This is a genomic window from Serratia sp. CY31944, from assembly GCF_052169175.1.
Taxonomy (GTDB): Bacteria; Pseudomonadota; Gammaproteobacteria; order Enterobacterales; family Enterobacteriaceae; genus Serratia; species Serratia sarumanii.
Genome location: NZ_JBJNLG010000001.1, coordinates 129054 through 154460, shown reverse-complemented (window position 1 = coordinate 154460; position 25407 = coordinate 129054). Strand labels below are relative to the sequence as shown.

Below are 25407 nucleotides of genomic sequence, written 5' to 3'. Positions count from 1 at the left end.
CTGATATTTCACCCGGGTTACCCGCATGAGCATGTTAACAGGGTACCGCCTCTGATGCCGTCATTCAAATGTCTGTTGAACGGCGATTTTTTCTTCGTCGGGTCACGAATCAAAACTGTTGGGAATGACCACGCCTTTATCAAAGCGCGATTCTTTGAGCGCTTCTTTGACCCGCTTCAAGTTATCTCTGAATTTAGCCCCTCGGCGCAAGGTAAATCCGGTGGCGAGCACGTCAATGAGCGTTAATTGCGCGATCCGCGACACCATCGGCATGTAAACGTCGGTGTCTTCGGGCACATCGAGCAGCAGAGCGAGGGTCGCCGCCTGGGCGAGCGGGGTGTCGCGCGAGGTGATAGCCAGTACCGTGGCGTCGTTTTCTCGCGCCAGGTGGGCCATCTCCACCAGATTCTTGGTGCGGCCGGTGTGTGAGATCAGCACCACCACGTCGCCTTCGCCGGAGTTCATGCAGCTCATGCGCTGCATAACGATGTCATCGAAGTAGACCACCGGAATGTTGAAGCGGAAAAATTTGTTCATCGCATCGTGCGCCACCGCCGCGGAGGCGCCCAGGCCGAAGAAAGAGATCTTTTTTGCCTGGGTGAGCAGGTCAACCGCACGATTGATTGCGGCAATATCCAAATTTGCCTTTACTGTATCCAGGCTGGCCATGACCGATTCGAAGATCTTGCTGGTATAAGCATCGACGCTGTCGTCTTCCTCGACGTTACGGTTTACGTAGGGCGTGCCGTTAGCCAGGCTTTGGGCGAGATGCAGTTTGAAGTCGGGAAAGCCTTTGGTGTCAAGGCGGCGGCAAAAACGGTTGACGGTGGGTTCACTGACGTCGGCCATGCGCGCCAGCGTGGCGATGCTGGAGTGAATGGCGGTCTGCGGGGAGGCCAGGATCACCTCGGCGACTTTCCTTTCAGATTTGCTCAGGAGTTCCAGATGGCTCTGGATTTTGTCCAGCGTATTCATATAACGAGAGTCACTCATGGTTTTATCCCTGTGGCTTTCAAGCAACAGCGTCGAATCTCGCCCGTGTTTGCCGTGCAAGCAGACGCCAAACGAGCGGCTGTAACCTGGAATCGATAGGGTATGACGATTTCAAACAAAGGAGAAATCAATGCCGGTTTAGTGAAAATATACTACGTGCTGGTAACCGTTGGCAGTCTCGACAGGGCGTATGCAGGCTTTTTTCACCAGAATATGACCTGTGTCTAACTTTCATAATGGTAACAGAGCGTCAAAAAAGACGAAAAATTACAGTTTTGCCCGGGACGAGGGCGCTGGCGCACATTGGCGCTTTCCACTGGAATATTGAGGTCTTTTTTTCTGCTTCTGCGCTGGGTTTGCTGGCCGTAGTCAAACAGAGTACATTAGTAATGTAAGAAAATTACAAATATCCTGCAACGAGGAGATGAACATGGCGGTAACCTCTACAGCCCAGGCGTGTGACCTGGTTATTTTCGGCGCGAAAGGTGATTTGGCGCGCCGTAAGCTGCTGCCTTCCCTGTACCAGTTAGAGAAAGCCGGACACATCCACCCGGAAACGCGGATCATCGGCGTCGGCCGCGCGGAGTGGGATAAAAAAGCCTATACCGAAGTGGTCAAGGAAGCGCTTGGCACCTTCATGAAGGAAAAACTGGATGACGAACTCTGGGCCACGCTGAGCGCACGCCTGGACTTCTGCAATCTGGACGTCAACGACAGCAAGAACTTTACCAAATTGGGTAAAATGCTGGATCAGAAACACCGCACCACCATCAACTACTTCGCCATGCCGCCAAGCACCTTCGGCGCCATCTGCAAAGGGTTGGGTGAAGCCAAGCTGAACCATGAGCCGGCGCGCGTGGTGATGGAGAAGCCGCTGGGCACCGATCTGGCGTCTTCCCGCGTGATCAACGACCAGGTGGCGGAGTACTTCAACGAATCCCAGGTTTACCGTATCGACCACTATCTCGGCAAAGAGACGGTGCTGAACCTGTTGGCGCTGCGTTTCGCCAACTCGCTGTTCGCATCCAACTGGGATAACCGTACCATCGATTCGGTGCAGATCACCGTGGCGGAAGAGGTGGGCATCGAAGGGCGCTGGGGTTACTTCGACCAGGCCGGCCAGATGCGCGACATGATCCAGAACCACCTGCTGCAGATCCTGACCATGATCGCCATGTCGCCGCCGGCGGATCTGACCACCGACCGTATCCGCGACGAGAAGGTGAAGGTACTGCGTTCGCTGCGCCGCATCGATCAGACCAATGTACGGGAAACCACCGTGCGCGGTCAGTACACCGCCGGTTTCGTCCAGGGCAAGAAAGTGCCGGGTTATCTGGAAGAGGAAGGGGCGAACAAGAGCAGCAGCACCGAAACTTTCGTCTCCATCCGCGTGGATATCGACAACTGGCAGTGGGCCGGGGTGCCGTTCTACCTGCGTACCGGTAAACGTCTGCCGACCAAATGCTCGGAAGTGGTGGTGTACTTCAAAAACCCACCGCTTAACCTGTTCAGCGACTCTTACCAACAGCTACCGCAGAACAAGCTGACCATCCGCCTGCAGCCGGACGAAGGCATCGAAATTCAGGTGCTGAACAAGGTGCCGGGGCTGGATCACAAGCACCGTCTGCAGACCACCAAGCTGGATCTGAGCTTCTCGGAAACCTTCAACCAGGAGCACGTGGCGGACGCCTACGAGCGCCTGCTGCTGGAGACCATGCGCGGCATTCAGGCGCTGTTTGTGCGCCGCGATGAAGTGGAAGAGGCCTGGAAGTGGGTCGACTCCATCATGGACGCATGGAAAGCCGACAACGAGGCGCCGAAGCCTTATCAGGCGGGCACCTGGGGGCCGGTGGCCTCGGTGGCGATGATCACCCGCGACGGCCGTTCCTGGAACGAGTTCGAGTAATGCGCAATGCCGGCAGCCTGTCTGCCGGCTTTTTTTTGCCTGCGATCTGCGCGTGGGCCACATCACTTACGGTACGGCCGGACGTCCGCGCATTTGCGCGGAGCCCTGTGGCAGGGGCGTGCCATTGTTAACCGCGAGTAATGGAGAAATAACGATGAAAAACTGGAAAACCAGCGCCGAGCAGATCCTGACGGCAGGGCCGGTGGTGCCTGTTATCGTGATCAACAAGCTGGAGCAGGCGGTGCCGCTGGCGAAAGCGCTGGTTGCCGGCGGCGTGCGGGTATTGGAGGTGACGCTGCGCACCACCTGCGGGCTGGAGGCGATCCGCGCTATCGCCAAAGAGGTGCCGGAGGCCATTATCGGCGCTGGTACGGTGATCAATCCGCAGCAGCTGCGGGAGGTGACCGAGGCGGGAGCGCAGTTCGCCATCAGCCCGGGGCTGACCGAAGCCTTGCTGCAGGCGGCGACGGCGGGGCCAATCCCGCTGATCCCGGGCATCAGCACCGTTTCCGAGCTGATGCAGGGCATGGATCACGGCCTGCGCGAGTTCAAATTCTTCCCGGCGGAAGCCAACGGCGGCGTGAAGGCGCTGCAGGCGATCGGCGGCCCGTTCCCGCAGGTGCGTTTTTGCCCGACCGGCGGCATTACGCCGAACAACTACCGCGATTATCTGGCGCTGAACAGCGTACTTTGCATCGGTGGTTCCTGGCTGGTGCCGGCGGACGCGCTCGAAAGCGGCGACTACGCGCGCATCACTGAACTGGCGCGCAGCGCCGTCAGCGGGGCCGCGTTGTAACCCGCGCCGCGCCTGGGGTTGGCGCTTATTTGCGCGCCCGCGAATATCGCAAGGCTCAACGCTCCGTTGAGCCTTTTTTAATTTTTATCGTGATTAACGTTCTTATTTTTAACCCGTTTTTTTTCGATTTTTATGAAAACGGCAGTTTGCTTTCTTATTTTGGCTGTGGTAAAAATATCTCAGTCGAAAATTTTACTTTCATGAGGATATTGGGCAAATCGCACGGTGTGCGGCTGATAATAGAGAACGATTATGATGACTATTAACGGAATTACCCTCAGAACCTCTACGTGCCAACTCTTCCTGTCTGCGATCCTTGCCAGTGAGCATCACTGGTGCAGCGAGCTATAGCGTCTTTCTCCCTTAACCGGTGCCGGTAGCGGGCTTTCGCCTTCGCTCTACCGTTCAGCCGGGCAAACATTCTTTTTGCGTTTGGGTCAGTTTATCCCCAGGGATCTCTGCGTCTTGCGCGCCGCAATGCGGCCGTTCGACGAGATAAATCGGGATAAATATGCCTTGGCGCGCGTTATTCGCCGTTTGGGAGAAAAATTATGATTTATTGGATCTTTTTAGGTTTGGCCATCATTACCGAAATCATCGGCACCTTGTCGATGAAATACGCCAGCGTCAATGGCGGCATGATTGGGCACATCGTGATGTACGTGATGATCACCGCCTCTTATGTGTTGCTGTCCGTAGCGGTAAAACGCGTGGCGCTGGGCGTGGCCTATGCGCTGTGGGAAGGCATCGGTATTCTGTTCATTACCCTGTTCAGCGTGCTGTGGTTCGACGAGCCAATCTCGGCGCTGAAGGTGCTGGGCCTGGCTACGCTGATCGCCGGCATCATGCTGGTGAAATCCGGTACCCGCAAAGAGCGAAAACAGGTCAGCCCGCGAGGTAACAACCATGCAACAGTTTGAGTTGTACCACATTGGGTTCCTGGGGCTGGCGATCGTGCTGGAAATCATCGCCAACATCTTCCTGAAGATGTCGGACGGCTTCCGTAAAATTTGGCTGGGGCTGTTGTCGCTGCTGTCGGTGCTCGGCGCGTTCAGCGCCCTGGCGCAGGCGGTGAAGGGCATCGATCTGTCGATCGCTTATGCGCTGTGGGGCGGTTTCGGTATCGCCGCCACCATCGCCGCAGGCTGGATCATGTTCGGCCAGCGGTTGAACGCCAAAGGCTGGATTGGCCTGGCGCTGCTGCTGATGGGGATGGTGATCCTTAAACTGTCCTGATAACGGGCAATAAAAAACCGCAGGCGTTGCGTCTGCGGTTTTTTTTCGTCTGCGCTCAGGCTTACAGCGCGGCGATGATTTTGATTTCCACCTTGTACTTCGGATTCATCAGCTGCGCCTGCACGGTGCAGCGCACCGGCGCGCTGCCGGCGACCACCCAGGCGTCCCAGGCGGCGTTCATCGCGGCGAAGTCGGCGCTGTTGGCCAGGAAAATGGTGGCATCCAGAATGCGGCTTTTGTCCGAACCTACGCGCGCCAGCAGCACGTCGATGGCGGCGAGGGCGTTGGCGGTCTGCGCGGTCGCGTCGTCGTCCAGGTTCTCCGGCACGCTGGTGTAGTAAACGGTCTCGTTGTGCACCACGGCTTCGGACCAGCGCTGATCGGGATCAATTCTTTCGATATTCATTTGCTTATCTCCATATCATAGTCCCGCTAAGGGTAGCACAGCCGGTAATGAAAAAGCGCGGCGATAAAGTGGGTGGTAGCCGGGCGGCAGGCTTGGCATAATCACCGCTGAATGACACCGGCAGAGAGACAGCGTGACAGACGATTTTGCAACAGACGGCGCATTGGCGCAGGCTATCAAGGGATTCAAACCGCGTGAGCCGCAGCGGCAGATGGCGCAAGCCGTCACCGAGGCGATCAATTTCAAGCAGGAGCTGGTGGTGGAAGCCGGCACTGGCACCGGCAAAACCTTCGCTTATCTGGCGCCGGCGCTGCGCTCCGATCGCAAAGTGATCATCTCTACCGGTTCGAAAGCGTTGCAGGATCAGCTGTATGCGCGCGATCTGCCCACCGTCGCCAAAGCGTTGAAGTACAAAGGCAAGCTGGCGCTGCTGAAGGGGCGCTCCAATTATCTGTGTCTGGAGCGGCTGGAGCAGCAGTCGATGGCCGGCGGTGAGCTGGCGGGGCAGACGCTGATCGATCTGGTGCAGCTGCGCAAGTGGTCGTCGCAGACCAAAGAGGGCGACATCAGCACCTGCAGCGAAGTGGCGGAAGACAGCTTCGTCTGGCCATTGGTGACCAGCACCAATGACAACTGCCTGGGCAGCGATTGCCCGCTGTATCAGGATTGCTTCGTGGTCAAGGCACGCCGCCGCGCGATGGATGCGGATGTGGTGGTGGTAAACCATCACCTGTTCCTGGCGGATATGGTGGTGAAAGAGGGCGGTTTCGCCGAGCTGATCCCGGAAGCCGAGGTGATGATTTTCGACGAAGCGCACCAAATCCCCGACATCGCCAGCCAGTATTTCGGCCAACAGCTCACCAGCCGCCAACTGTTGGATCTGGCGAAGGACATCACCATCGCCTACCGCACCGAGGTGCGCGACGCCGCTCAACTGCAAAAAAGCGCCGACCGTCTCAGCCTGAGCACGCAAGATTTCCGTCTGAATCTGGGCGAGCCGGGTTTTCGCGGCAATTTGCGTGACGTGCTCGGCGAACCGAACGTGCAGCGCGCTCTGTTGCTGCTCGATGACGCGTTGGAGCTGTGTTATGACGTGATGAAACTGTCGCTGGGGCGTTCGGCGCTGCTGGACGCCGCCTTTGAGCGCGCCACGCTGTACCGCGCGCGCCTCAAGCGGCTGAAGGCGGTGACGGAGCCGGGCTACAGCTATTGGTATGAATGCAACTCGCGCCATTTCGTGCTGGCGCTGACGCCGCTGACGGTAGCCGATCGGTTCCGCGAAATGCTGGACGAGAAGCCGGGCAGTTGGATCTTTACCTCGGCCACGCTGTCGGTCAACGATCGGTTGGGCCACTTCACCGAACGGCTGGGGCTGACCAAGGCCAAAACGCTGCTGTTGCCGAGCCCGTTCGACTATGCCAAGCAGGCGCTGCTGTGCGTGCCGCGCTTTTTGCCTTCGCCGAATCAGCGCGGCGGAGCGCGCCAGCTGGCGCGCATGCTGCGGCCATTAATTGAAGCCAACAACGGCCGCTGCTTCTTTTTATGCACCTCGCACCAGATGATGCGCGAGCTGGCGGAAGAGTTCCGCGCCACGATGACGCTGCCGGTGCTGTTGCAAGGGGAAACCAGCAAAGGGCAGCTGCTGGCGCAGTTCGTCGCCGCCGGTAACGCGCTGCTGGTGGCGACCAGCAGCTTCTGGGAGGGGGTGGACGTGCGCGGCGATGCGCTGTCCTGCGTGATCATCGATAAACTGCCGTTCACTTCACCGGACGATCCGCTGCTGAAGGCGCGCATTGAAGATTGCCGCCTGCGCGGCGGCGATCCGTTCAATGACGTGCAGCTGCCGGATGCGGTCATCACCCTGAAACAGGGCGTCGGCCGTTTGATCCGCGACACCGACGATCGCGGCGTGCTGGTGATTTGCGATAACCGTCTGGTCATGCGGCCCTACGGCGAGGTGTTCCTCAATAGCCTGCCACCTACGCCGCGCACCCGCGATTTGAAGCAGGCGATCGCCTTCCTGCAGGCCGCCGACACGTCGGCCACTTGAAAGATGAAGGGCTTACGGGGCTGTGCTACAATGCGCGCCCTGTATGAAAAACCCAGTTTTATTCCCGCCAGAGGTTGGCATGTCCACGCGAATTTTAGCGATCGATACCGCGACGGAAGCCTGTTCCGTCGCCGTCTGGAATCAAGGCGAAATCCACGCCCTGTTTGAGCTGTGCCCACGCGAGCATACGCAACGTATTTTACCTATGGTGCAGCAGGTGCTGGCGGAATCCGGCCTGGCGCTCAACCAGCTCGATGCGCTGGCCTTTGGCCGCGGCCCCGGCAGCTTTACCGGGGTACGCATCGGCATTGGCATCGCTCAGGGCCTGGCGCTGGGCGCCGATCTGCCGATGCTCGGCATTTCCACGCTGCAAACCATGGCGCAGGGCGCCTGGCGCGTTTGCGGCGCGGAGCGGGTGCTGGCGGCGATAGATGCGCGCATGGGCGAAGTCTACTGGGGGCAGTTCGAACGCCAGGCGGACGGTAGCTGGTTGGAAAGCGAAGGCGAGGCGGTGTTGTCGCCGGCGCAGGCGCTGGAGCGTGCGCAGCGCCTGCAGGGCGAATGGGCCCACGTCGGCACCGGCTGGCAAACCTATCCCGATCTGGTCAAGGGGTCTACGCTGAGCGTGCGTGACGGGCAGATGCTGTTGCCGCAGGCGCAAGACATGCTGCCGCTGGCGCTGCACGCCTGGCAACAGGGGCTGGCGGTGGCGGTGGAAAACGCCGAGCCGACCTATCTGCGCAATGAAGTCACCTGGAAAAAACTGCCGGGCCGCGAGTAAGCGCGGCCTATTGTGCTGTTGTTAAGGCCGGGCGATGAAAGCCTGCAACTTGAACGATGAAACGCGGTCAAAGTTACAGCCATTTCAGGAGATTGCGACCATGTTAATCCGCACTGCAAGTAAAAAGCTGTCGCTGCTGGCCGTCGCCTGCGGCGCGCTGGTTCTGTCCGGGTGCGTCACCGTACCGGATGCGATCAAAGGTTCCACCCCTTCGCCGGTGACTCAGCTTTCCTCGGTACAAAATGCACCCAATCTGTTTACCGGCGCGGAAGCCCGCTTCGGCGGCACCGTAGTAAACGTCGCCAACGAGCAAGGGCGCACAGTGCTGGAGATCGCGGCGGTGCCGCTCGACAGCGGTGCGCGGCCGATTTTGGGCGAACCGTCGCGCGGCCGCTTGCTGGCCACGGTAAACGGCTTCCTCGAACCGGTTGATTTCAAAGGCCAGTTGGTGACCGTCGTCGGCCCCATTACCGGCCTGAAAGAGGGGCGTATCGGCATGACGCCGTATCGCTTCGTGACGATGAACGTGACCGGTTTCAAACGCTGGCACCTGGTGCAGCAGGTGGTAATGCCGCCTGCGCCAATGGGCCCCTGGGGCTGGCGCGGTGGCCCGTGGGGACCCGGTTGGGGCGCAGGCTATGGCTGGTACAATCCTGGCCCGGCACAGGTGCAAACCATCGTAACCGAGTAGCATACGCTTGATGTGATCACATTTGACAGGGCGGCTCAGGCCGCCCTTTTGCTTTTTGGGATAAGGAATATCCGACAATTAGTGACGTACATCGCAACCTGAATAATGTTTAAAACCTGCACTGGTCTGCTGAGTTAAAATATTGTTATGGTTAGGCTGCGAGTTTGAGGCTGCGATGATAATTAGTAATGATTTCAGGAGTAATACCTTGGATAAGGTCTGGTTAAAACGGTATCCGGCAGATGTGCCCGCAGAGATTGATGCCGATCGCTATTCGTCGTTGATCGAAATGTTTGAGCATGCCGTGCAGCGCTATGCCGATCAGCCCGCCTTTATCAACATGGGCGAGGTGATGACCTTCCGCAAACTGGAAGAGCGCAGCCGGGCTTTCGCGGCTTACCTGCAAAATGAACTGGGCCTGAAGAAGGGCGACCGCGTCGCGCTGATGATGCCTAACCTGTTGCAGTACCCCATCGCCCTGTTCGGCATTCTGCGCGCCGGTATGGTGGTGGTTAACGTCAACCCGCTGTATACCCCGCGCGAGCTGGAACACCAGTTGAACGACAGCGGCGCCAGCGCCATCGTCATCGTCTCCAACTTTGCCCATACGTTGGAAAAAGTGGTGTTCAACACCCAGGTCAAGCACGTGATCCTCACGCGCATGGGCGATCAGCTTTCGGCCGCCAAAGGCACGCTGGTCAACTTTGTGGTCAAGTACATCAAGCGCCTGGTGCCTAAATATAACCTGCCGGACGCCATTTCATTCCGCAGCGCGCTGCAGCGCGGACGCCGTCTGCAATATGTAAAGCCGGACATCATTAATACCGATTTGGCCTTCCTGCAATACACCGGCGGTACCACCGGCGTAGCGAAAGGCGCGATGCTGACGCACCGCAACATGCAGGCCAACCTCGAACAGGCCAAAGCCGCCTACTCGCCGCTGTTCCGTGAAGGGCAGGAACTGGTGGTGACGGCGTTGCCGCTGTACCACATTTTCGCGCTGACGGTGAACTGCCTGCTGTTTATCGATCTGGGCGGGCGCAATTTGCTGATCACCAACCCGCGCGATATTCCGGGGCTGGTGAAGGAGCTGGGCAAATACCCGTTCACCGCCATGAGCGGGGTGAATACCTTGTTCAACGCGTTGCTGAACAACGAAGAGTTCCACAAACTCGACTTCTCCACGCTGCGTTTCTCGGTCGGCGGCGGCATGTCGGTGCAAAAAGCGGTGGCCGAGAAGTGGGAGAAAACCACCGGCAAACACCTGCTGGAAGGCTATGGCCTGACGGAGTGCGCGCCGCTGGTGGCCGGCAACCCTTACGATCTGAAACACTACAGCGGCAGCATCGGCTTACCGGTGCCGTCGACGGATATTCGGCTGTTGGACGACAATGGCCAGGATGTGCCGCCGGGAGAACCGGGCGAACTGTGGGTCAAAGGCCCGCAAGTTATGTTAGGCTATTGGCAACGCCCGGAAGCTACCGACGAAGTGCTGAAAGATGGCTGGTTGGCGACCGGTGATGTGGTGACCGTGGACGAGCAGGGGTTTGTGCGCATCGTCGACCGTAAGAAAGACATGATCCTGGTCTCTGGTTTCAACGTTTACCCGAACGAGATCGAGGACGTGGTCAGCCAGCATCCGAAGGTGCTGGAATGTGCGGCGATCGGGGTGCCCAGCGAGGTCTCCGGCGAGACGGTGAAGATCTGCGTGGTGAAGAAAGACGCCTCGCTGACCAAGGAAGAGCTGTTGACCCATTGCCGTCGGCACCTGACCGGGTATAAAGTGCCTAAAATTGTTGAGTTCCGCGATGAATTGCCGAAGTCGAACGTCGGCAAGATTTTGCGGCGAGAACTGCGCGATGAGCTAAAAACGCCGAAACCGGCCGATGCCGCCTAGGTTTCGCTCTTGCGCCTGACTATCGACAACGCCGGTGAATGCCGGCGTTGTTGTGTTTGAATCCTACAAGAGAATGATGTTTTGAATTATCAGTTGATCACTACCGATGCCGGATTGCAGCAGGTCTGCGAGCAGGCGAGAAAGCATGCCCAGATTGCGCTGGACACCGAGTTTGTCAGAACGCGCACCTACTATCCGCAGCTGGGCCTGATCCAGCTCTACGACGGTGAACAACTCTCCCTTATCGATCCTCTGCCGATCAAGCAATGGCAGCCGTTTGTCGACCTGCTGGCCGATACCGCCGTGGTGAAGTTCCTGCATGCCGGCAGTGAAGATCTTGAAGTGTTTCTCAACGCCTTTAAAACGCTGCCGACGCCGATGGTCGATACCCAGATCCTGGCGGCGTTTACCGGCCGGCCGCTCTCCTGCGGTTTCGCGACGCTGGTGGCGGAGTATATGAAGGTTGAGCTGGACAAGAGCGAGTCGCGCACCGACTGGCTGGCGCGTCCGTTGACCGAAAGGCAGTGCGTGTACGCAGCCGCCGACGTGTTCTATCTGCTGCCGATGGCCAAACAGCTGGTGCAGGAGACCGAAGAGGCCGGTTGGACCGCGGCGGCCAACAACGAGTGCCTGCTGCTGTGCCAGCGCCGCAGCGAGGCGCTGGCGCCGGAATTGGCCTATCGCGAAATCAGCAATGCCTGGCAGCTGCGCCCGCGTCAACTCGGTTGTTTGCAGAAGTTGGCGGAATGGCGGCTGCGCCAGGCGCGCGAGCGCGATCTGGCGGTGAACTTCGTGGTGCGTGAGGAAAACCTGTGGCAGGTGGCGCGCTATATGCCGTCTTCGCTGGGAGAACTGGATTCGCTGGGCCTGAGCGGGCCGGAGATCCGTTATCACGGTAAAACGCTGCTGGCGCTGGTGGCGGAGGCCGAAGCGCTGGACGAATCCGAGCTGCCGGCGCCGTTGGCAAACCTGATCGATCAGCCGGGCTACAAGAAGGTGTTCAAAGACATCAAGGCGGCGATCGCTACCGTCAGCGAGCAAAGCGGGTTGAGCAGCGAGCTGCTGGCATCCCGTCGCCAAATTAACCAATTGCTGAACTGGCATTGGCAACTGAAAGACGGCGAAAGTCGCCCTGAATTAATCAGCGGCTGGCGTGGCGATCTATTAATGGCACCGCTGCAGGACATCCTGAAAGATTATTAATCGCTGATTATCACCAGGGCAGGGTAGGGAAACTCTGCTCGGGTGAATATAGGCAGGAAATAATGCGTTGAAGGTAAATCTGGCCAGAATTTACTTTAAACGAGGCGGCGGCAAAGTTAATTGGGAATAGTCCCAAAGGGAAAAATCACTTTTTTGCTGCCGATAAAGCTTAATAACTGGATGTACATACAGTTACCCCCTGTATAAAATATACAGGGGGTAATTAATGCGTCGCAATCATTTAGCTGCTTCTTCCGATTCCGGTAATGTCACGTTAAGTTCAAGTACCGAAATATCGTCCCCTTTCTGCTCGAACTGCACGTGCAGCATTTCAGGATCGATCTGAATGTATTTGCAAATAACCGCCAGAATATCGCGTTTCAGATCAGGCAGATACGGGGGCTCACTGTCCCCGCGACGACGCTCTGCGACGATAATCTGCAGCCGTTCCTTGGCTATATTGGCTGTCTGTTTTTTGCGGGACAGAAAGAAGTCTAATAAGGCCATGGTTTATCCCCCAAAAAGGCGTTTCAGGAAACCCTTCTTCTCTTCTTCAATGAAGCGGAATGGGCGTTCTTCCCCCAACAAGCGGCAAACGGTATCGTCGTACGCCTTACCGGCGTCTGACTCGGCATCCAGAATGACAGGCTCACCCTGGTTGGAAGCGCGCAGCACGGACTGGTCTTCCGGGATCACACCCACCAGTGGAATGCGCAGGATTTCCAGCACGTCTTCCATGCTCAGCATGTCGCCACGGCTGACGCGGCCCGGGTTGTAACGGGTCAGCAGCAGGTGTTCCTTGATGGGCGACTCGCCTTTCTCGGCGCGGCGTGACTTGGAGGAGAGGATGCCCAGGATACGGTCGGAGTCGCGTACCGAAGACACTTCCGGGTTGGTGGTGATGATAGCTTCGTCGGCGAAATACAGCGCCATCAGCGCACCGGTTTCGATACCGGCCGGTGAATCGCACACCACGAAGTCAAAATCCATCTCGCCGAGATCGTTGAGAATTTTTTCAACGCCTTCGCGGGTCAACGCGTCTTTGTCGCGCGTCTGCGAAGCAGGCAGGATATAGAGGTTTTCAGTGCGTTTGTCTTTGATCAACGCCTGATTCAGCGTGGCATCGCCCTGAATCACGTTCACGAAATCATACACTACCCGACGTTCGCAGCCCATGATCAGGTCAAGATTACGCAGGCCGATATCGAAATCGATCACGACGGTTTTCTTGCCTTTCTGGGCCAGGCCGGTAGCGATGGCCGCGCTCGAAGTGGTCTTGCCAACGCCCCCTTTACCCGATGTAACAACAATAATGCGTGCCATGAAATGGATTCCTTGTCAAAAGGGCTTAATTTAAAGGTTGTATGGTTAAAGCGTTATCCAACAGGCTGAGTCGTACGGCCTGCCCGACGTAATCGGACGGGATTTGGTCGCTCAACCAGTACTGCCCTGCGATAGAGACTAGCTCAGCCGCCAGGTGGGTGCAAAAAATCTGACATTGCGTGTCGCCTGACGCGCCTGCCAGTGCGCGACCGCGCATCATGCCGTAAACATGAATGTTGCCGTCGGCAATCAGTTCGGCGCCGGCGCTGACGCTGCTGGTCACGATAAGATCGCAGTTGCGGGCGTAAATCTGTTGGCCGGAACGGACAGGCGTGCTGATGATGCGCGTTTTGGCGGGGGCGTTATCCGCCACCACGGGCGCAGGTGCAGGCTCCGGCGCCGCCATTTTCTGGCCTTTGCCTTCGCTCAGCAGCGGCAGCCCGGCGCGGGCTATCGCGCGCTTTTGACGCTCATCTCTGCAACCGCTGATACCCACAACGCGCAGACCTGCTGCCGCGACAGCCTGTTGAAGTTCTTTCCAGTTCGCATCGCCTTCCAGCGTTGCGACGTTGATAACAACAGGGGCGTTTTTCAGAAAAGCGGGCGCTTGCTCAACTTTTTCCTGTAACGCCTGACGTATTACCTCGGGCTGCGAATTATGCAAATGAACAACCGATAGGGTAAAACTGCTGCCTTTTAGCTCAATTGGCGATTGTGACATCTATCCTGACTCAGTCTCAGCAACTTTAAATCCCCGGAATACCACTCGGGGTGCGATATTCCGATGTACTATAAGCATGTTATAGTCAGAGTTATATCCAGGCAAGACGCTCCCTCAATTAAATAGAGTTAAAAAAATGCTTTGTGTGATCTATAGAAGCCCGAAACGCGATCAAACTTATCTTTATGTCGAAAAAAAAGACGATTTCTCTCGTGTGCCAGAGGATCTGATGAAAAGTTTCGGCGTGCCGCAATTCGCCATGATGCTTTCGCTCGATGAGCGCAAGAAATTGGCCTCGGCGGATATCGAAAAGGTGAAGCAGGCGTTGAAAGACGAAGGCTATTACCTGCAGTTCCCGCCGCCGGTTGAAAACCTGCTCAATCAGCATCTGGCGGGCGACAAGGCCTGAGACAGTCGCCACGGCCAAGGGAGGCGCGATGACACGTTCGGCGAGAAGAACCGTATTGGCCGCCTGGCTGGCGCTGGGCGGTGTGCTGATGCCCGGCGCGCCGCAGGCGGCTCAGGAGACGACGCTGGCGGCGAGCGGCCGCGATCCGGCGCAGTTCCCGGCGTATGTCGAGCAGCTCAAGCGCCGGGCGCGGGAGCAGGGCATCAGCCAGGGCACCCTTGACCGCGCTTTTGCGCAAATCCATTTCGTCGATCGGGTGATCAAGGCCGATCGCAATCAGCCGGAGCAGAAAATTACCCTGGACGACTACCTGCGGCGGGTGATGTCGCCCGCCAAGGTGCGCCAAGGGCGCGAACTGTATCGGCAGCGCCAGGCGCAATGGGCGCGCGCCAGCGAGCGCTACCGGGTGCCGGGGCGCTATATCATTGCGCTGTGGGGCATGGAGAGCGCCTACGGCAAGATTCAGGGGCGGGAAGACGTGGTGTCCGCGCTGGCGACGCTGGCGTTTGAAGGGCGCCGCGAGGCCTTTTTCAGCCAGGAGCTGATGGCGGCGTTGCAGATAGTCGAGCAGGGGCACGTCGGCGATACGCCGCTGAAAGGCTCCTGGGCCGGCGCGATGGGGCAATGCCAGTTTATGCCGAGCTCCTTCTTGCGCTACGCGGCGGACGGCGACGGTGACGGGCGCATCGATATCTGGAATAACATTGATGACGTCTTTGCGTCTACGGCCAGTTATTTGTCCAAAGAGGGCTGGCAGCCCGGTATCGGCTGGGGGCGCGAGGTTAAACTGCCCGCCGGTTTCAAGCGATCCGAGCTGGGGTTGAAAGACGCGCAGGCGCGCAGCGTCAACGCCTGGCAACAGCGCGGGGTGCGTCGTGCGGATGGCAGTGCATTGCCGCATGCCGTCCAGCGCGGTTGGATCATCGCGCCGGATGATCTCCAGGGGCGGACGTTCCTGGTCTATGATAATTTCCGCACCCTCATGCACTGGAATCGCTCTTACTATTTCGCCATCGCCGTGGGTATGATGGCGGACGCGATCGGGCATTGATCCGGCACACCAATAATCGGCTTGGCGCGCCAAGCCTCCACAGTTTGGGAGAAGCGGTATGTATCAACATAGAGACTGGCAGGGTTCGCTGCTCGATTTTCCGGTGAACAAGGTGGTTTGTGTCGGCAGCAACTACGCCGATCACATCAAGGAAATGGGCAGTGCGGTTTCCGTCGAGCCGGTGGTGTTCATCAAACCGGAAACGGCGCTGTGCGATATTCGCCAGCCGGTGGCTATCCCCAAAGAGTTCGGTGCGGTGCACCATGAGGTGGAGCTGGCGGTATTGATCGGCACGCCGTTGAAACAGGCCAACGAAGACCGCGTTGCGCGGGCGATCGCCGGCTACGGCGTGGCGCTCGATCTGACGCTGCGCGATCTGCAGGCGGGTTTTAAAAAGGCCGGTCAGCCGTGGGAAAAGGCCAAGGCTTTCGACGGTTCCTGCCCGATGTCGGGGTTTATCCCGGTGGCGGAATTTGGCGATCCGCAAAACGCCGAGCTGTCATTGACCGTCAACGATCAACTGCGCCAGCAGGGCAATACGCGTGACATGATCACGCCGATCCTGCCGCTTATCAGTTACATGAGCCGTTTCTTCACGCTGCGCGCCGGCGACATCATCCTGACCGGCACGCCGCAGGGCGTAGGCCCGATGGCCTCCGGCGACATGCTGAAAATCAGCCTGAACGGCAAAATGCTCAGCACCCGCGTGATCTGATCTCTCGCCGCCGGCGCCGTCGGCGGCAAAGCTTGCATCTTGCGGCTAAAATGTCTATATAGTCCCCCCTCGAACCTGTGCGCAGGTGACTTATCCATTTACCGAAACCGGACGCTAACATGTCACAACTCGCTTTTTGGCAACAGAAAACGCTGGCGGAAATGTCAGAACAAGAGTGGGAATCGCTGTGCGACGGGTGCGGGCAATGCTGTTTGAATAAGCTGATCGACGAAGATACCGACGAGATTTATTTTACCAACGTAGCCTGCAACCAGCTCAACATCAAATCCTGCCAATGCCGCAACTACGAGCGGCGCTTCGAGCTGGAAGAAGACTGCATCAAACTGACGCGCGAGAACCTCACCACCTTCGATTGGTTGCCGCCGACCTGCGCCTATCGCCTGATCGGCGAAGGCAAGCCGCTGTTCCCCTGGCATCCGCTGCTGAGCGGCTCCAAGGCGGCGATGCACGGCGAGCGCATCACGGTGCGGCATATCGCGGTGCGCGAGAGCGAAGTGGTGGACTGGCAGGACCATATCCTCAACAAGCCGGACTGGGCCAGATAAAGGCGGGCGCCTGCAGGGCGAAATGGGGCTTCATGCAAGAGGGCGGCGTGTTCAGACATGCCGCCCTCTTGCATTATTTAATCATTGGCGTGCGAATGGCGTTGACGCTCGAGGCCGGACAGAGGGAAATTTCAACATTTGATTCAAGGATGATAGGGGCTTGCGTAATAAGAGGTAGGGAGAAAAAAGCCCCTGCAAAGATGAGGGGCAAGACACACAACAACACCAGGGAAATCGGTAGTACTCACTTTGCCGATACTATAAGGATTTTATGGGTAAACTTCACCAAAATATTGTGCTCTGAATGTGACAAAGGTGCAGTCGTTCATTAGTAACGGTAATTTATTGATGCCTGTAGGTAGGGAGAGCCGCGCTGGCGCAGCCTGTTTTTACCCGCCGGCGTCGCAGAAGTTTAATGTTATGTAAATTACGCGCTTAACCGCGCCAGGATGCTTCTTTTCAAACGATAAGTTGGGTAATTTGGCCGCTCTCCCGCAAGTTCGAGAGTATAACAATGAAAATGGTCCGTCTGTTTGCCGTGGCTGGAGCGCTGATCGTGCTCGTTTACTTCCTTACACATGCCTGAGAGGGTTTTATCTCGGAATGTGACAGCAATACCTAAAACAACGGCGCCTTTCGGCGCCGTTGTTTGTTTGTCAGCCGATCAGCGGCCGAACAGATCGCGGCGACGTGGGCGAACAAATTGTGCGATCAGCACAATCAGCGCCACCAGCAGATAGGCGCCGAAGATGCCGACCAGCCACTGCGGCATTTCCAGCGTCAGGAATTGCCATTGGCGCACGGAGCAGTCGCCGGAAGCGTGGAACACCGCCGGCAGCCATTTGTCCAGCGGCAGCCACGAAGGGAAGCTCACGAAGAAGTCGCAGGTATTGAACGGCGAAGGGTGCAACTGGATCATGGTGTGCTTCCACGCCAGTTGGAGGCCTTCCCAGGCGCTGTAGATCCACAGCAAGATCGCCGCGTAGCGCAGCGGGGTTTTCGGCGCGATGGCGCCCACCAGCGAGGCGCCGAGAATGCCGAACAGCGCACAACGCTCATAAATGCACATCACGCACGGCTGCAGCAGCATAACGTGCTGAAAATAGAGCGCGACCAGTTCCAACACCAACGCTGTCAGGGCCATTAGCAGCCAGGCGCCGCGTCCTTGTGAACAGCGGTTAAAGAATTGCAACATATCTAGATTCTTCCATGCAGTAAGCAATTGAACCGGCAGTGTAAACCAATTCCTCCTCGCTGCCAGCCTCCTGGGCTGGATTCAGCGTAAAAATAGTCGGTTCACCCTGCCGGCACCGTCTCAGTGGCCGACGGCGTCGATGGGCGGCAGCGTCAGCCAATGCAACTGGGTCAACAGCTCGGTCGCCGGTTCCAGCGTGAACTGGACGCACAGCAAGCCAACCACCGTCAGCACCACCGTATAAGGCAGGGCCATCCACACCATGCGGCCATACGACAGACGCACCAGCGGCGCCAATGCCGACGTCAGCAGGAACAGAAACGCCGCTTGCCCGTTAGGGGTGGCAACCGATGGCAGGTTGGTGCCGGTATTGATGGCGACCGCCAGCAGCTCGAACTGCTTCAGCCCGATAGCGCCGGTTTCCAGCGCGGTGCGCGCCTCGTTGATGTAAACCGTGCCGACGAACACGTTGTCGGAAACCGACGACAGCAGGCCGTTGAACAGATAGAACAGCGAAAGCTGAGAGGCGGGCTCGGCGCGTAGCACGAACTGGATCACCGGGCTGAACAGGTGCTGTTCGATGATCACCGCGACCACGGTGAAAAACACCGTCAGCAGAGCGGTGAACGGCAGCGCTTCCTGGAACGCTTTGCCGATGGCGTGCTCATCGTTCACGCCGCACAGGGAGGTGGCGAGCACGATCACCGACAGGCCGATCAGCCCCACTTCCGCCAGGTGGAAGGCCAGCGCCAGCACCAGCCAAACGCCGATCAGCGCCTGCATCACCAGTTTGAGCCGTTCTTGCTTGCTGCGGCCCGCGGTGGCCTTGCGGTCATACTCTTTCAGCACGTCGCGCACCGCCTCCGGCAACTGCGCGCCGTAGCCAAACAGGCGAAAACGTTCTACCAGCCAACAAACCAGCAGGCCGCACACCAACACCGGCAGCGTGACCGGCGCCATACGCAGGAAGAAATCGATAAAGCCCCAGCCCGCGTTTTTGGCGATGATTAGGTTCTGCGGCTCGCCCACCATGGTCATGACCCCGCCGAGCGCGGTGCCGACGCCGGCGTGCATCAGCAGGCTGCGCAGAAAGGCGCGGAATTGCTCCAGCGTCTGTTTACGCTCTTCACCGGCGAAATCGCTGTCATCGCCGATGTCGCCATCGGGGCGATTCGAGGTCACGTTGTGATAGATGGAATAAAAGCCGGTGGCCACGCTGATCACTACCGCCACGACCGTCAGCGCGTCGAGGAAGGCGGAAAGTAAGGCGGCGGCCAGGCAGAACGCCAGCGACAGCAGCGTTTTCGAACGGATGTTGAGCAGCAGCTTGGTGAACACGAACAGCAGCAGCTGCTTCATAAAGTAGATGCCGGCCACCATAAAGATCAGCAGCAGCAGCACTTCCAGGTTATGTTCGATTTCCTGCGAAACCTGCGCCGGGCTGGTCATGCCGATGGCCACCGCCTCCAGCGCCAGCAGGCCGCCCGGCAGCAGCGGATAGCATTTCAGCGCCATCGCCAGGGTAAAGATGAACTCGACCACCAGCAGCCAGCCCGCGATAAACGGGCTGGCGAAAAAGAACACCAGGGGGTTGATCGCCAGAAAAATGAGAATGGTCAGTTTGTACCAGTCGGGAGATTGCCCCAGAAAATTTTTGAGCAGGGCGTTGCGCAGGGTTGTTTCCATTGTGCTCTATGCATCCTTAAATCAGTCGTAGCACGTACCCTAACAATGCGGCGGGGGCGGGCGCAACCGGAGCTTGTTTTACGGCGGCAAATTTCCGCCAGCCGGTATTTTTGCTCGTTTTTTGCCACGTTATGCACACTTTCGTTTATTGTTTTTCGCTCACGCTATGTCATGTCAGCGCGATCTGGTATGATGAGCTGATTACTTTTACTGATTTTATCGTCGCAACGGAACGTCAAACACATGGTCATAAAGGCGCAGAGTCCTGCCGGTTTCGCGGAAGAGTACATTATTGAGAGTATTTGGAATAATCGCTTCCCCCCTGGCTCTATTTTGCCCGCGGAGCGTGAGCTTTCGGAGTTGATTGGCGTCACGCGCACCACGTTACGTGAAGTGTTGCAACGTCTGGCCCGCGATGGCTGGTTGACCATTCAGCATGGCAAACCGACCAAAGTGAACAATTTCTGGGAAACGTCCGGCCTCAATATCCTTGAGACCGTAGCCCGTCTCGATCACAAAAGCGTCCCGCAGCTGATCGATAACCTGCTGTCCGTGCGCACCAATATCGCGTCGATCTTTATTCGTGCCGCGGTGCGCAATCATCCTGAGCAGGCGCAGGAAGTGCTGGCGAAAGCCACCGAGGTGGAAGATCAGGCGGACGCTTTCAATCTGCTCGATTACGAGATCTTCCGCGGCTTGGCGTTCGCTTCCGGCAACCCGATCTACGGCCTGATTTTCAACGGCCTGAAAGGGCTGTATACCCGCGTGGGCCGTTACTACTTCTCCAACCCGGAAGCGCGCAAGCTGGCGCTGGCCTTCTACAGCAAGCTGTCCACGCTGTGCCATGAGAAGCTGTACGACCAGGTGATGGATACCGTGCGCAACTACGGTAAAGACAGCGGGGCGATTTGGCAGAGCATGCAGGGCACCATGCCGAGCGATCTGACCGAAGCGCGTCGCTAATCGCGTGTCGATGAAATAACGAAGGGCGCCATGCGGCGCCCTTTGTCGTTGTGGCGGTTACAGCGGCGTCGGCCGCTGCGGGCAGCGATCGAGCAACTCCACGCTGCCGTCTTCGTTTTGCTGTTCGAGGATCACGTCGAAGCCCCACAGGCGATGCAGGTGCTTCAACACGTCGCGGCGGCTCTTATCCAGCGGCGCGCGTTCCTGTGGGATGTAGCGCAGCGTCAGCGAGCGATCGCCGCGCAGATCCACGTTCCAGATCTGAATGTTCGGCTCGTGATTGCTCAGGTTGTATTGCGCCGACAGCTCCTGGCGGATCGCCCGGTAACCGGCCTCGTTGTGGATCGCGGCAATTTCCAGATAGTTGTTGCGATCGTCGTCCAGTACGGTGAACAACCGGAAATCGCGCATCACTTTGGGTGACAGGAACTGGCTGATAAAGCTCTCGTCCTTGAAGTCGCGCATGGCGAAGTGCAAGGTGTCCAGCCAGTCTTTGCCGGCGATGTCCGGGAACCAGTAGCGGTCTTCTTCGGTTGGCGACTGGCAGATTCGCTTGATGTCCTGGAACATGGCGAAGCCCAGCGCATAAGGGTTGATGCCGTTATAGTACGGGCTGTTGTACGGCGGCTGATACACCACGTTGGTGTGGCTGTGCAAAAACTCCAGCATAAACCGCTCGGTCACACGGCCCTCGTCGTACAAATGGTTGAGGATGGTGTAGTGCCAGAAAGTGGCCCAGCCCTCGTTCATCACCTGAGTCTGTTTTTGCGGATAAAAATACTGGCTGACTTTGCGCACGATGCGCAGCACCTCACGCTGCCAGGGTTCCAGCAGCGGCGCATTTTTCTCGATAAAATAGAGGATGTTTTCCTGCGGCTCGCTCGGATAGCGGCGCGCCTGCTCCGGCGACTCTTCACGTTCGACGCGTGGCAGGGTCTTCCACAGCGTGTTCACCTGGCTTTGCAGATACTCTTCGCGGCTTTTCTGGCGCGCTTTCTCTTCCACCAGTGAGATTTTCTGCGGGCGTTTGTACCTGTCGACCCCGTAGTTCATCAGCGCGTGGCAGGAGTCCAGCAGCCGCTCCACTTCATCGACGCCGTAGCGTTCTTCGCACTGGCTGATGTAGTGGCGGGCGAACAGCAGATAATCGACGATGGAGCTGGCGTCGGTCCAACTGCGGAACAGATAGTTATTCTTGAAGAACGAGTTGTGGCCATAGCAGGCGTGCGCCATCACCAGCGCCTGCATGGTGATGGTGTTCTCCTCCATCAGGTAGGCGATGCAGGGATTGGAGTTGATGACGATTTCATACGCCAGCCCTTGCTGGCCCTGTTTGTAGCGCTGTTCGGTTTCGATGAATTTCTTGCCGAAGGACCAATGGGTATAGTTGATCGGCATGCCGACGCTCGAATAGGCGTCCATCATCTGCTCGGAGGTGATCACCTCGATCTGATGGGGGTAGGTGTCGAGCCGGTAATGCTTGGCGACGCGGTCAATCTGCTCCAAATACACCTGCAGCAGTTCGAACGTCCAGTCCGGTCCATCGCTCAGACGTTTGTCATCCCTGACCTTTTCATGTGTTGAAGTAGTCATCAGCGCACCCTCATTATTCACGGGTCTTGCTCAAACGGCAGACCCTGTATCAAGCATAGTTCAAGTCATAATTAACCATTGCAAATCAGTGAAATAAAAATGCCGGTACGCAAGGGAGCGAACGGCGGTCAATCCGGCGCCCGTCCCGGCAGAAAGCGCCTCAGCATCTGGCTTCCTCTCCGAGTATAGCCCTGCGGCAAGGGCGCGCAACACACTGCCTGATACGCGACAGGGATTGAAAAATGTTATGTTATATTGTAACTTTTGGTTTTTCTCAATAACGGACAAGGAGCGCATTTTGGCGAGGCATTTTGGCAAACTGGCGGTGGCGCTGGCCGCACTGTTTATCAGCGGGCAGGCGTTTGCCCACGGGCATCATTCACATGGCAAGCCGCTGACGGAGGTGGAAAAAAAAGCGGAGGCGGGCGTGTTCGACGATAAGGACGTCAAAGATCGCAACTTGGCGGATTGGGAGGGCGTCTGGCAATCCGTGTATCCTTATCTGCTCAATGGGGATCTTGACCCGGTGTTCAAGAAGAAAGCGGCAAAGGATAAGAGTAAGACCTTCGCGGAAGTAAAAGCGTATTACCGAAAAGGGTATGCTACCGATGTGGATACCATCGGCATTGAAAACGGCGTCATGGAGTTTCATCGCGGCGACCAATCCAGCGCCTGTCAGTATAAGTACGCCGGGCACAAGATCTTGACCTATGTTTCCGGTAAAAAGGGCGTGCGTTATCTGTTCGAATGCCAGGATGCCGGCAGCCTGGCACCGAAATTCGTGCAGTTCAGCGATCATATTATCGGCCCGCGAAAATCGGCACATTTCCATATCTTTATGGGCAACACGTCGCAGGAAGCGTTGCTGAAAGAAATGGACAACTGGCCGACTTATTACCCATTCCAACTGCAGACCAAAGAAGTCGTGGACGAGATGCTGCATCATTGATGCCGCTCCCCCGCAACCACAAGCCCGCTTATGTGGGCTTGTGCTCAGGCAAACGGTCTGATTTGCAGGTAATCGTCCGTCACTGCCATTTCAAATAATGTTTCATCCGCCAACAGGGTCGCCCGCATTCGCTCCCGGGCTTGCCGGTAGCGTTCATCCAACTGAATATCACCGGCGTTTTCCCATGCGGCTCGGCTTGGCCATTGCGCATAGCCGATAAACTTCCCGCTCATATCTCGATGCAGGCGCGAGCCGAGGCTGCCGCGCTGCAGATAGATCCCTTGGGTCAACTCAAGCCAGGCCTGGCGAAAGGCGTGTTCGTGCCCGGTTTTGACTGAGAACTGGTAGATGGCGATGAACATAAGGGGTCTCCAGAAAAGCGACAATGTGAACTTTAGGATCTGCTTCTGGCTTCAACGTTCATATCGTGCTGCCGCGTTCAACCTAAACGGGCGGGGTTAAGGGCGTTCGCCTGTTTTATTCCAGTAGTGAAAACAAGGTTAATTTTTTGCCGAAATTTTACGCGTTTTTTCTGCTGCGGGGAGAGGGGATTCATTTTGTCTGTTATGTTGGTATTTTTTATTTTATTGGTTTTTTATTCTGCTTATATGTTGGCTGGTGTTTTTATATTCTGTTAAATCAATGTTGCTTATTACGCCTTTTTTGAGTGCTATCATTGATAGCGTTGCTATCGATTCAGCGGCGGTTTGACGCTATAATCCCTTCTAAACCGCATCTTATCGCTATTTACGAGCGGCTATTGCAAATGCTCGGCTCATCGACGATAAATTAATTGTGAATATTGTCACGTTTGATGACGAAGTTGTTGGACGGATTTTTTCACTGAGTTAATTTCCTGTGAGCAGAAGATTATGCTTTGTGAAGCCTTGGGCTGGAGTCAGCGATGCGAGTGGTAATTTTAGGTAGTGGAGTGGTGGGCGTAGCCAGTGCCTGGTATTTGGCGAAGGCAGGGCATGAGGTGACGGTGATCGATCGTCAGCCTGGCCCGGCACTGGAAACCAGCGCGGCGAACGCCGGGCAGATTTCACCGGGCTATGCTGCTCCCTGGGCGGCTCCGGGCGTGCCGCTGAAGGCCATCAAGTGGATGTTCCAGCGCCATGCGCCGTTGGCGATCCGTCTCGACGGCAGCAGCTTCCAGCTGAGCTGGATGTGGCAGATGTTGAAAAACTGCAACACCGAACACTACATGACCAATAAAGGCCGCATGGTGCGCCTGGCGGAATACAGCCGCGACTGTATCAAGGCGCTGCGTCAGGAGACCGGCATCCAGTACGAAGGTCGCCAGGGCGGCACGCTGCAGCTGTTCCGCACCCAACAACAGTTCGAAAACGCAGCGAAAGACATTGCGGTATTGGAAGATGCCGGTGTGCCTTACAGATTGCTGGAAGCCGGCCAACTCGGCAGCGTCGAGCCGGCGCTGGCGCAGGTGGCGCACAAGCTGACCGGCGGCCTGCAGCTGCCGAACGACGAAACCGGCGATTGCCAGCTGTTTACGCAGCAGCTGGCGAAAATGGCGCAGCAGGCGGGCGTAACCTTCCTGTTCAACCGCAGCGTTGACCGCCTGCTGGTGGAGGGCGACAAGATCGCCGGCGTGCAGTGCGGCGAGGACGTGTTTAAAGCCGACAGCTACGTGGTGGCGTTCGGTTCGTATTCCACGGCGCTGCTGCGCGGCCTGGTTTCTATCCCGGTTTATCCGCTGAAGGGCTATTCGCTGACCATTCCGATCACCGATGAAGCGGCGGCGCCGTTCTCCACGGTGCTGGACGAGACGTACAAAATCGCCATCACCCGTTTCAACCAGCGCATCCGCGTCGGCGGCATGGCGGAGATCGTCGGTTTCAATACGCAGTTGGAGCAAAAACGGCGCGAAACGCTGGAGATGGTGGTGCGCGATCTCTACCCGAACGGCGGAAGAGTGGAAGACGCGACGTTCTGGACCGGCCTGCGGCCGATGACGCCGGACGGTACGCCCATTGTCGGCCGCACTTCGCTGAAGAACCTGTATCTCAATACCGGGCATGGCACGTTGGGCTGGACGATGGCCTGCGGTTCCGGGCAGCTGTTGTCCGATCTGATGTCCGGCATTACGCCGGCGATCCCTTCCGATGATCTGGCGGTGGCGCGTTACAGCGCCGGGTTTCGCCAGCAACACGCGGTTCCGCTGAACGACGTGCATCCCGCGCGTTAATCGTCGACGCTGTCATAGACTTTCCCGGCCACGCGCAGGCGCGCGTGGCCGCTGTATGCTGCCCCAAG

General features: G+C 57.6%; 25 protein-coding genes. 16 read left to right on the top strand and 9 right to left on the bottom strand.

All coding sequences use genetic code 11. The annotated features are described in order from the left end of the window. Positions 1-102 precede the first annotated feature (102 nt). Positions 103-975 carry a MurR/RpiR family transcriptional regulator gene (locus ACJ8IN_RS00710; RefSeq protein WP_033634845.1) on the bottom strand — a complete coding sequence of 291 codons (873 nt, stop codon included), beginning with the start codon at positions 973-975 and terminating at the stop codon, positions 103-105. Between the two features lie 448 nt (positions 976-1423). Between ACJ8IN_RS00710 and zwf the strand changes: the two genes are divergently transcribed. From zwf to mdtI, 4 genes are all read left to right on the top strand, one after another. Next, positions 1424-2899, top strand: a complete 1476-nt coding sequence (gene zwf, locus ACJ8IN_RS00705; RefSeq protein ID WP_033634844.1) for a glucose-6-phosphate dehydrogenase — start codon at positions 1424-1426, stop codon at positions 2897-2899. Between the two features lie 154 nt (positions 2900-3053). Next, positions 3054-3695 (top strand): bifunctional 4-hydroxy-2-oxoglutarate aldolase/2-dehydro-3-deoxy-phosphogluconate aldolase, encoded by a 642-nt coding sequence (locus tag ACJ8IN_RS00700; protein ID WP_047567052.1) that lies wholly within the window; start codon positions 3054-3056, stop codon positions 3693-3695. A 551-nt stretch (positions 3696-4246) separates the two neighbouring features. Further along, positions 4247-4615: a multidrug/spermidine efflux SMR transporter subunit MdtJ gene (gene mdtJ / locus ACJ8IN_RS00695; protein ID WP_060421131.1), complete on the top strand. Its 369-nt coding sequence runs from the start codon at positions 4247-4249 to the stop codon at positions 4613-4615. After that, positions 4602-4931 carry a multidrug/spermidine efflux SMR transporter subunit MdtI gene (mdtI, locus tag ACJ8IN_RS00690; protein ID WP_033634839.1) on the top strand — a complete coding sequence of 110 codons (330 nt, stop codon included), beginning with the start codon at positions 4602-4604 and terminating at the stop codon, positions 4929-4931. Before mdtJ ends, mdtI begins: the two co-directional genes overlap by 14 nt. 61 nt (positions 4932-4992) lie before the next feature. Here the strand turns inward: mdtI and ACJ8IN_RS00685 are convergent, their stop codons facing one another. Then, positions 4993-5337, bottom strand: coding sequence for a RidA family protein (locus ACJ8IN_RS00685; protein ID WP_033634838.1), 345 nt, complete (start codon positions 5335-5337; stop codon positions 4993-4995). A gap of 133 nt (positions 5338-5470) precedes the next feature. Between ACJ8IN_RS00685 and ACJ8IN_RS00680 the strand changes: the two genes are divergently transcribed. From ACJ8IN_RS00680 to rnd, 5 genes are all read left to right on the top strand, one after another. Then, positions 5471-7387 (top strand): ATP-dependent DNA helicase, encoded by a 1917-nt coding sequence (locus ACJ8IN_RS00680; protein WP_060421128.1) that lies wholly within the window; start codon positions 5471-5473, stop codon positions 7385-7387. A 79-nt stretch (positions 7388-7466) separates the two neighbouring features. Further along, positions 7467-8168: a tRNA (adenosine(37)-N6)-threonylcarbamoyltransferase complex dimerization subunit type 1 TsaB gene (tsaB, locus tag ACJ8IN_RS00675; RefSeq protein ID WP_033647628.1), complete on the top strand. Its 702-nt coding sequence runs from the start codon at positions 7467-7469 to the stop codon at positions 8166-8168. Between the two features lie 100 nt (positions 8169-8268). Then, positions 8269-8859 (top strand): Slp family lipoprotein, encoded by a 591-nt coding sequence (locus tag ACJ8IN_RS00670; RefSeq protein ID WP_033638506.1) that lies wholly within the window; start codon positions 8269-8271, stop codon positions 8857-8859. A 208-nt stretch (positions 8860-9067) separates the two neighbouring features. After that, a complete protein-coding gene (gene fadD, locus ACJ8IN_RS00665) occupies positions 9068-10756 on the top strand; it encodes a long-chain-fatty-acid--CoA ligase FadD (RefSeq protein WP_033654397.1) in 1689 nt (562 codons plus the stop codon). Positions 10757-10837: 81 nt separating this feature from the next. Then, a complete protein-coding gene (gene rnd, locus ACJ8IN_RS00660; protein WP_033634833.1) occupies positions 10838-11959 on the top strand; it encodes a ribonuclease D in 1122 nt (373 codons plus the stop codon). Between the two features lie 237 nt (positions 11960-12196). On the opposite strand, the gene minE is transcribed toward rnd, so the two are convergent. Genes minE through minC form a run of 3 tightly spaced genes read right to left on the bottom strand, consistent with a single transcriptional unit; the run spans position 12197 to position 14003 of the window. Then, the gene (gene minE, locus ACJ8IN_RS00655; protein ID WP_004932303.1) at positions 12197-12466 is read right to left on the bottom strand and encodes a cell division topological specificity factor MinE; all 270 of its coding nucleotides are present in this window, start codon (positions 12464-12466) and stop codon (positions 12197-12199) included. A 3-nt stretch (positions 12467-12469) separates the two neighbouring features. Continuing rightward, positions 12470-13282, bottom strand: a complete 813-nt coding sequence (minD, locus tag ACJ8IN_RS00650) for a septum site-determining protein MinD (RefSeq protein WP_016927452.1) — start codon at positions 13280-13282, stop codon at positions 12470-12472. A 25-nt stretch (positions 13283-13307) separates the two neighbouring features. Further along, a complete protein-coding gene (minC, locus tag ACJ8IN_RS00645) occupies positions 13308-14003 on the bottom strand; it encodes a septum site-determining protein MinC (protein WP_025303113.1) in 696 nt (231 codons plus the stop codon). 136 nt (positions 14004-14139) lie between these two features. On the opposite strand from minC, the gene ACJ8IN_RS00640 reads away from it, so the two are divergent. The 4 genes from ACJ8IN_RS00640 (at position 14140) to ACJ8IN_RS00625 (ending at position 16744) form a co-directional block, all read left to right on the top strand. Further along, positions 14140-14412 carry a YcgL domain-containing protein gene (locus ACJ8IN_RS00640; protein WP_033634832.1) on the top strand — a complete coding sequence of 91 codons (273 nt, stop codon included), beginning with the start codon at positions 14140-14142 and terminating at the stop codon, positions 14410-14412. Between the two features lie 28 nt (positions 14413-14440). Beyond that, a complete protein-coding gene (locus ACJ8IN_RS00635) occupies positions 14441-15463 on the top strand; it encodes a lytic murein transglycosylase (protein WP_060421365.1) in 1023 nt (340 codons plus the stop codon). 58 nt (positions 15464-15521) lie between these two features. Beyond that, positions 15522-16178 (top strand): fumarylacetoacetate hydrolase family protein, encoded by a 657-nt coding sequence (locus ACJ8IN_RS00630; protein ID WP_033634830.1) that lies wholly within the window; start codon positions 15522-15524, stop codon positions 16176-16178. A gap of 119 nt (positions 16179-16297) precedes the next feature. Further along, a complete protein-coding gene (locus ACJ8IN_RS00625) occupies positions 16298-16744 on the top strand; it encodes a YcgN family cysteine cluster protein (RefSeq protein ID WP_025159803.1) in 447 nt (148 codons plus the stop codon). Between the two features lie 664 nt (positions 16745-17408). On the opposite strand, the gene dsbB is transcribed toward ACJ8IN_RS00625, so the two are convergent. Further along, a complete protein-coding gene (gene dsbB / locus ACJ8IN_RS00620; protein WP_033634829.1) occupies positions 17409-17939 on the bottom strand; it encodes a disulfide bond formation protein DsbB in 531 nt (176 codons plus the stop codon). Positions 17940-18059: 120 nt separating this feature from the next. Next, positions 18060-19625 (bottom strand): sodium/proton antiporter NhaB, encoded by a 1566-nt coding sequence (gene nhaB, locus ACJ8IN_RS00615; protein ID WP_308325787.1) that lies wholly within the window; start codon positions 19623-19625, stop codon positions 18060-18062. Positions 19626-19868: 243 nt separating this feature from the next. Between nhaB and fadR the strand changes: the two genes are divergently transcribed. Further along, on the top strand, positions 19869-20588 hold the full coding sequence (gene fadR, locus ACJ8IN_RS00610; protein WP_308325785.1) for a fatty acid metabolism transcriptional regulator FadR: 720 nt from the start codon (positions 19869-19871) through the stop codon (positions 20586-20588). Between the two features lie 57 nt (positions 20589-20645). Here the strand turns inward: fadR and ACJ8IN_RS00605 are convergent, their stop codons facing one another. Further along, positions 20646-22181 carry a SpoVR family protein gene (locus ACJ8IN_RS00605; RefSeq protein WP_308325784.1) on the bottom strand — a complete coding sequence of 512 codons (1536 nt, stop codon included), beginning with the start codon at positions 22179-22181 and terminating at the stop codon, positions 20646-20648. A gap of 298 nt (positions 22182-22479) precedes the next feature. Between ACJ8IN_RS00605 and zinT the strand changes: the two genes are divergently transcribed. Next, the gene (gene zinT / locus ACJ8IN_RS00600; RefSeq protein ID WP_033647622.1) at positions 22480-23130 is read left to right on the top strand and encodes a metal-binding protein ZinT; all 651 of its coding nucleotides are present in this window, start codon (positions 22480-22482) and stop codon (positions 23128-23130) included. Positions 23131-23174: 44 nt separating this feature from the next. Here zinT and ACJ8IN_RS00595 read toward each other — a convergent pair whose 3' ends face one another. Next, positions 23175-23492, bottom strand: a complete 318-nt coding sequence (locus tag ACJ8IN_RS00595) for an antibiotic biosynthesis monooxygenase family protein (RefSeq protein WP_060427427.1) — start codon at positions 23490-23492, stop codon at positions 23175-23177. 542 nt (positions 23493-24034) lie between these two features. On the opposite strand from ACJ8IN_RS00595, the gene ACJ8IN_RS00590 reads away from it, so the two are divergent. Beyond that, entirely contained in the window at positions 24035-25339 is a 1305-nt protein-coding gene (locus tag ACJ8IN_RS00590) for a D-amino acid dehydrogenase (protein WP_047567078.1), read from the top strand. Positions 25340-25407 lie beyond the last annotated feature (68 nt).

Bases quoted from the DNA above. Each gene is read 5' to 3' on its own strand.
- ACJ8IN_RS00710 (WP_033634845.1), bottom strand. From the start codon at position 975: ATGAATACGCTGGACAAAATCCAGAGCCATCTGGAACTCCTGAGCAAA.
- zwf (WP_033634844.1), top strand. From the start codon at position 1,424: ATGGCGGTAACCTCTACAGCCCAGGCGTGTGACCTGGTTATTTTCGGC.
- ACJ8IN_RS00700 (WP_047567052.1), top strand. From the start codon at position 3,054: ATGAAAAACTGGAAAACCAGCGCCGAGCAGATCCTGACGGCAGGGCCG.
- mdtJ (WP_060421131.1), top strand. From the start codon at position 4,247: ATGATTTATTGGATCTTTTTAGGTTTGGCCATCATTACCGAAATCATC.
- mdtI (WP_033634839.1), top strand. From the start codon at position 4,602: ATGCAACAGTTTGAGTTGTACCACATTGGGTTCCTGGGGCTGGCGATC.
- ACJ8IN_RS00685 (WP_033634838.1), bottom strand. From the start codon at position 5,337: ATGAATATCGAAAGAATTGATCCCGATCAGCGCTGGTCCGAAGCCGTG.
- tsaB (WP_033647628.1), top strand. From the start codon at position 7,467: ATGTCCACGCGAATTTTAGCGATCGATACCGCGACGGAAGCCTGTTCC.
- ACJ8IN_RS00670 (WP_033638506.1), top strand. From the start codon at position 8,269: ATGTTAATCCGCACTGCAAGTAAAAAGCTGTCGCTGCTGGCCGTCGCC.
- minE (WP_004932303.1), bottom strand. From the start codon at position 12,466: ATGGCCTTATTAGACTTCTTTCTGTCCCGCAAAAAACAGACAGCCAAT.
- minD (WP_016927452.1), bottom strand. From the start codon at position 13,282: ATGGCACGCATTATTGTTGTTACATCGGGTAAAGGGGGCGTTGGCAAG.
- minC (WP_025303113.1), bottom strand. From the start codon at position 14,003: ATGTCACAATCGCCAATTGAGCTAAAAGGCAGCAGTTTTACCCTATCG.
- ACJ8IN_RS00640 (WP_033634832.1), top strand. From the start codon at position 14,140: ATGCTTTGTGTGATCTATAGAAGCCCGAAACGCGATCAAACTTATCTT.
- ACJ8IN_RS00635 (WP_060421365.1), top strand. From the start codon at position 14,441: ATGACACGTTCGGCGAGAAGAACCGTATTGGCCGCCTGGCTGGCGCTG.
- ACJ8IN_RS00630 (WP_033634830.1), top strand. From the start codon at position 15,522: ATGTATCAACATAGAGACTGGCAGGGTTCGCTGCTCGATTTTCCGGTG.
- ACJ8IN_RS00625 (WP_025159803.1), top strand. From the start codon at position 16,298: ATGTCACAACTCGCTTTTTGGCAACAGAAAACGCTGGCGGAAATGTCA.
- dsbB (WP_033634829.1), bottom strand. From the start codon at position 17,939: ATGTTGCAATTCTTTAACCGCTGTTCACAAGGACGCGGCGCCTGGCTG.
- nhaB (WP_308325787.1), bottom strand. From the start codon at position 19,625: ATGGAAACAACCCTGCGCAACGCCCTGCTCAAAAATTTTCTGGGGCAA.
- fadR (WP_308325785.1), top strand. From the start codon at position 19,869: ATGGTCATAAAGGCGCAGAGTCCTGCCGGTTTCGCGGAAGAGTACATT.
- ACJ8IN_RS00605 (WP_308325784.1), bottom strand. From the start codon at position 22,181: ATGACTACTTCAACACATGAAAAGGTCAGGGATGACAAACGTCTGAGC.
- ACJ8IN_RS00595 (WP_060427427.1), bottom strand. From the start codon at position 23,492: ATGTTCATCGCCATCTACCAGTTCTCAGTCAAAACCGGGCACGAACAC.
- ACJ8IN_RS00590 (WP_047567078.1), top strand. From the start codon at position 24,035: ATGCGAGTGGTAATTTTAGGTAGTGGAGTGGTGGGCGTAGCCAGTGCC.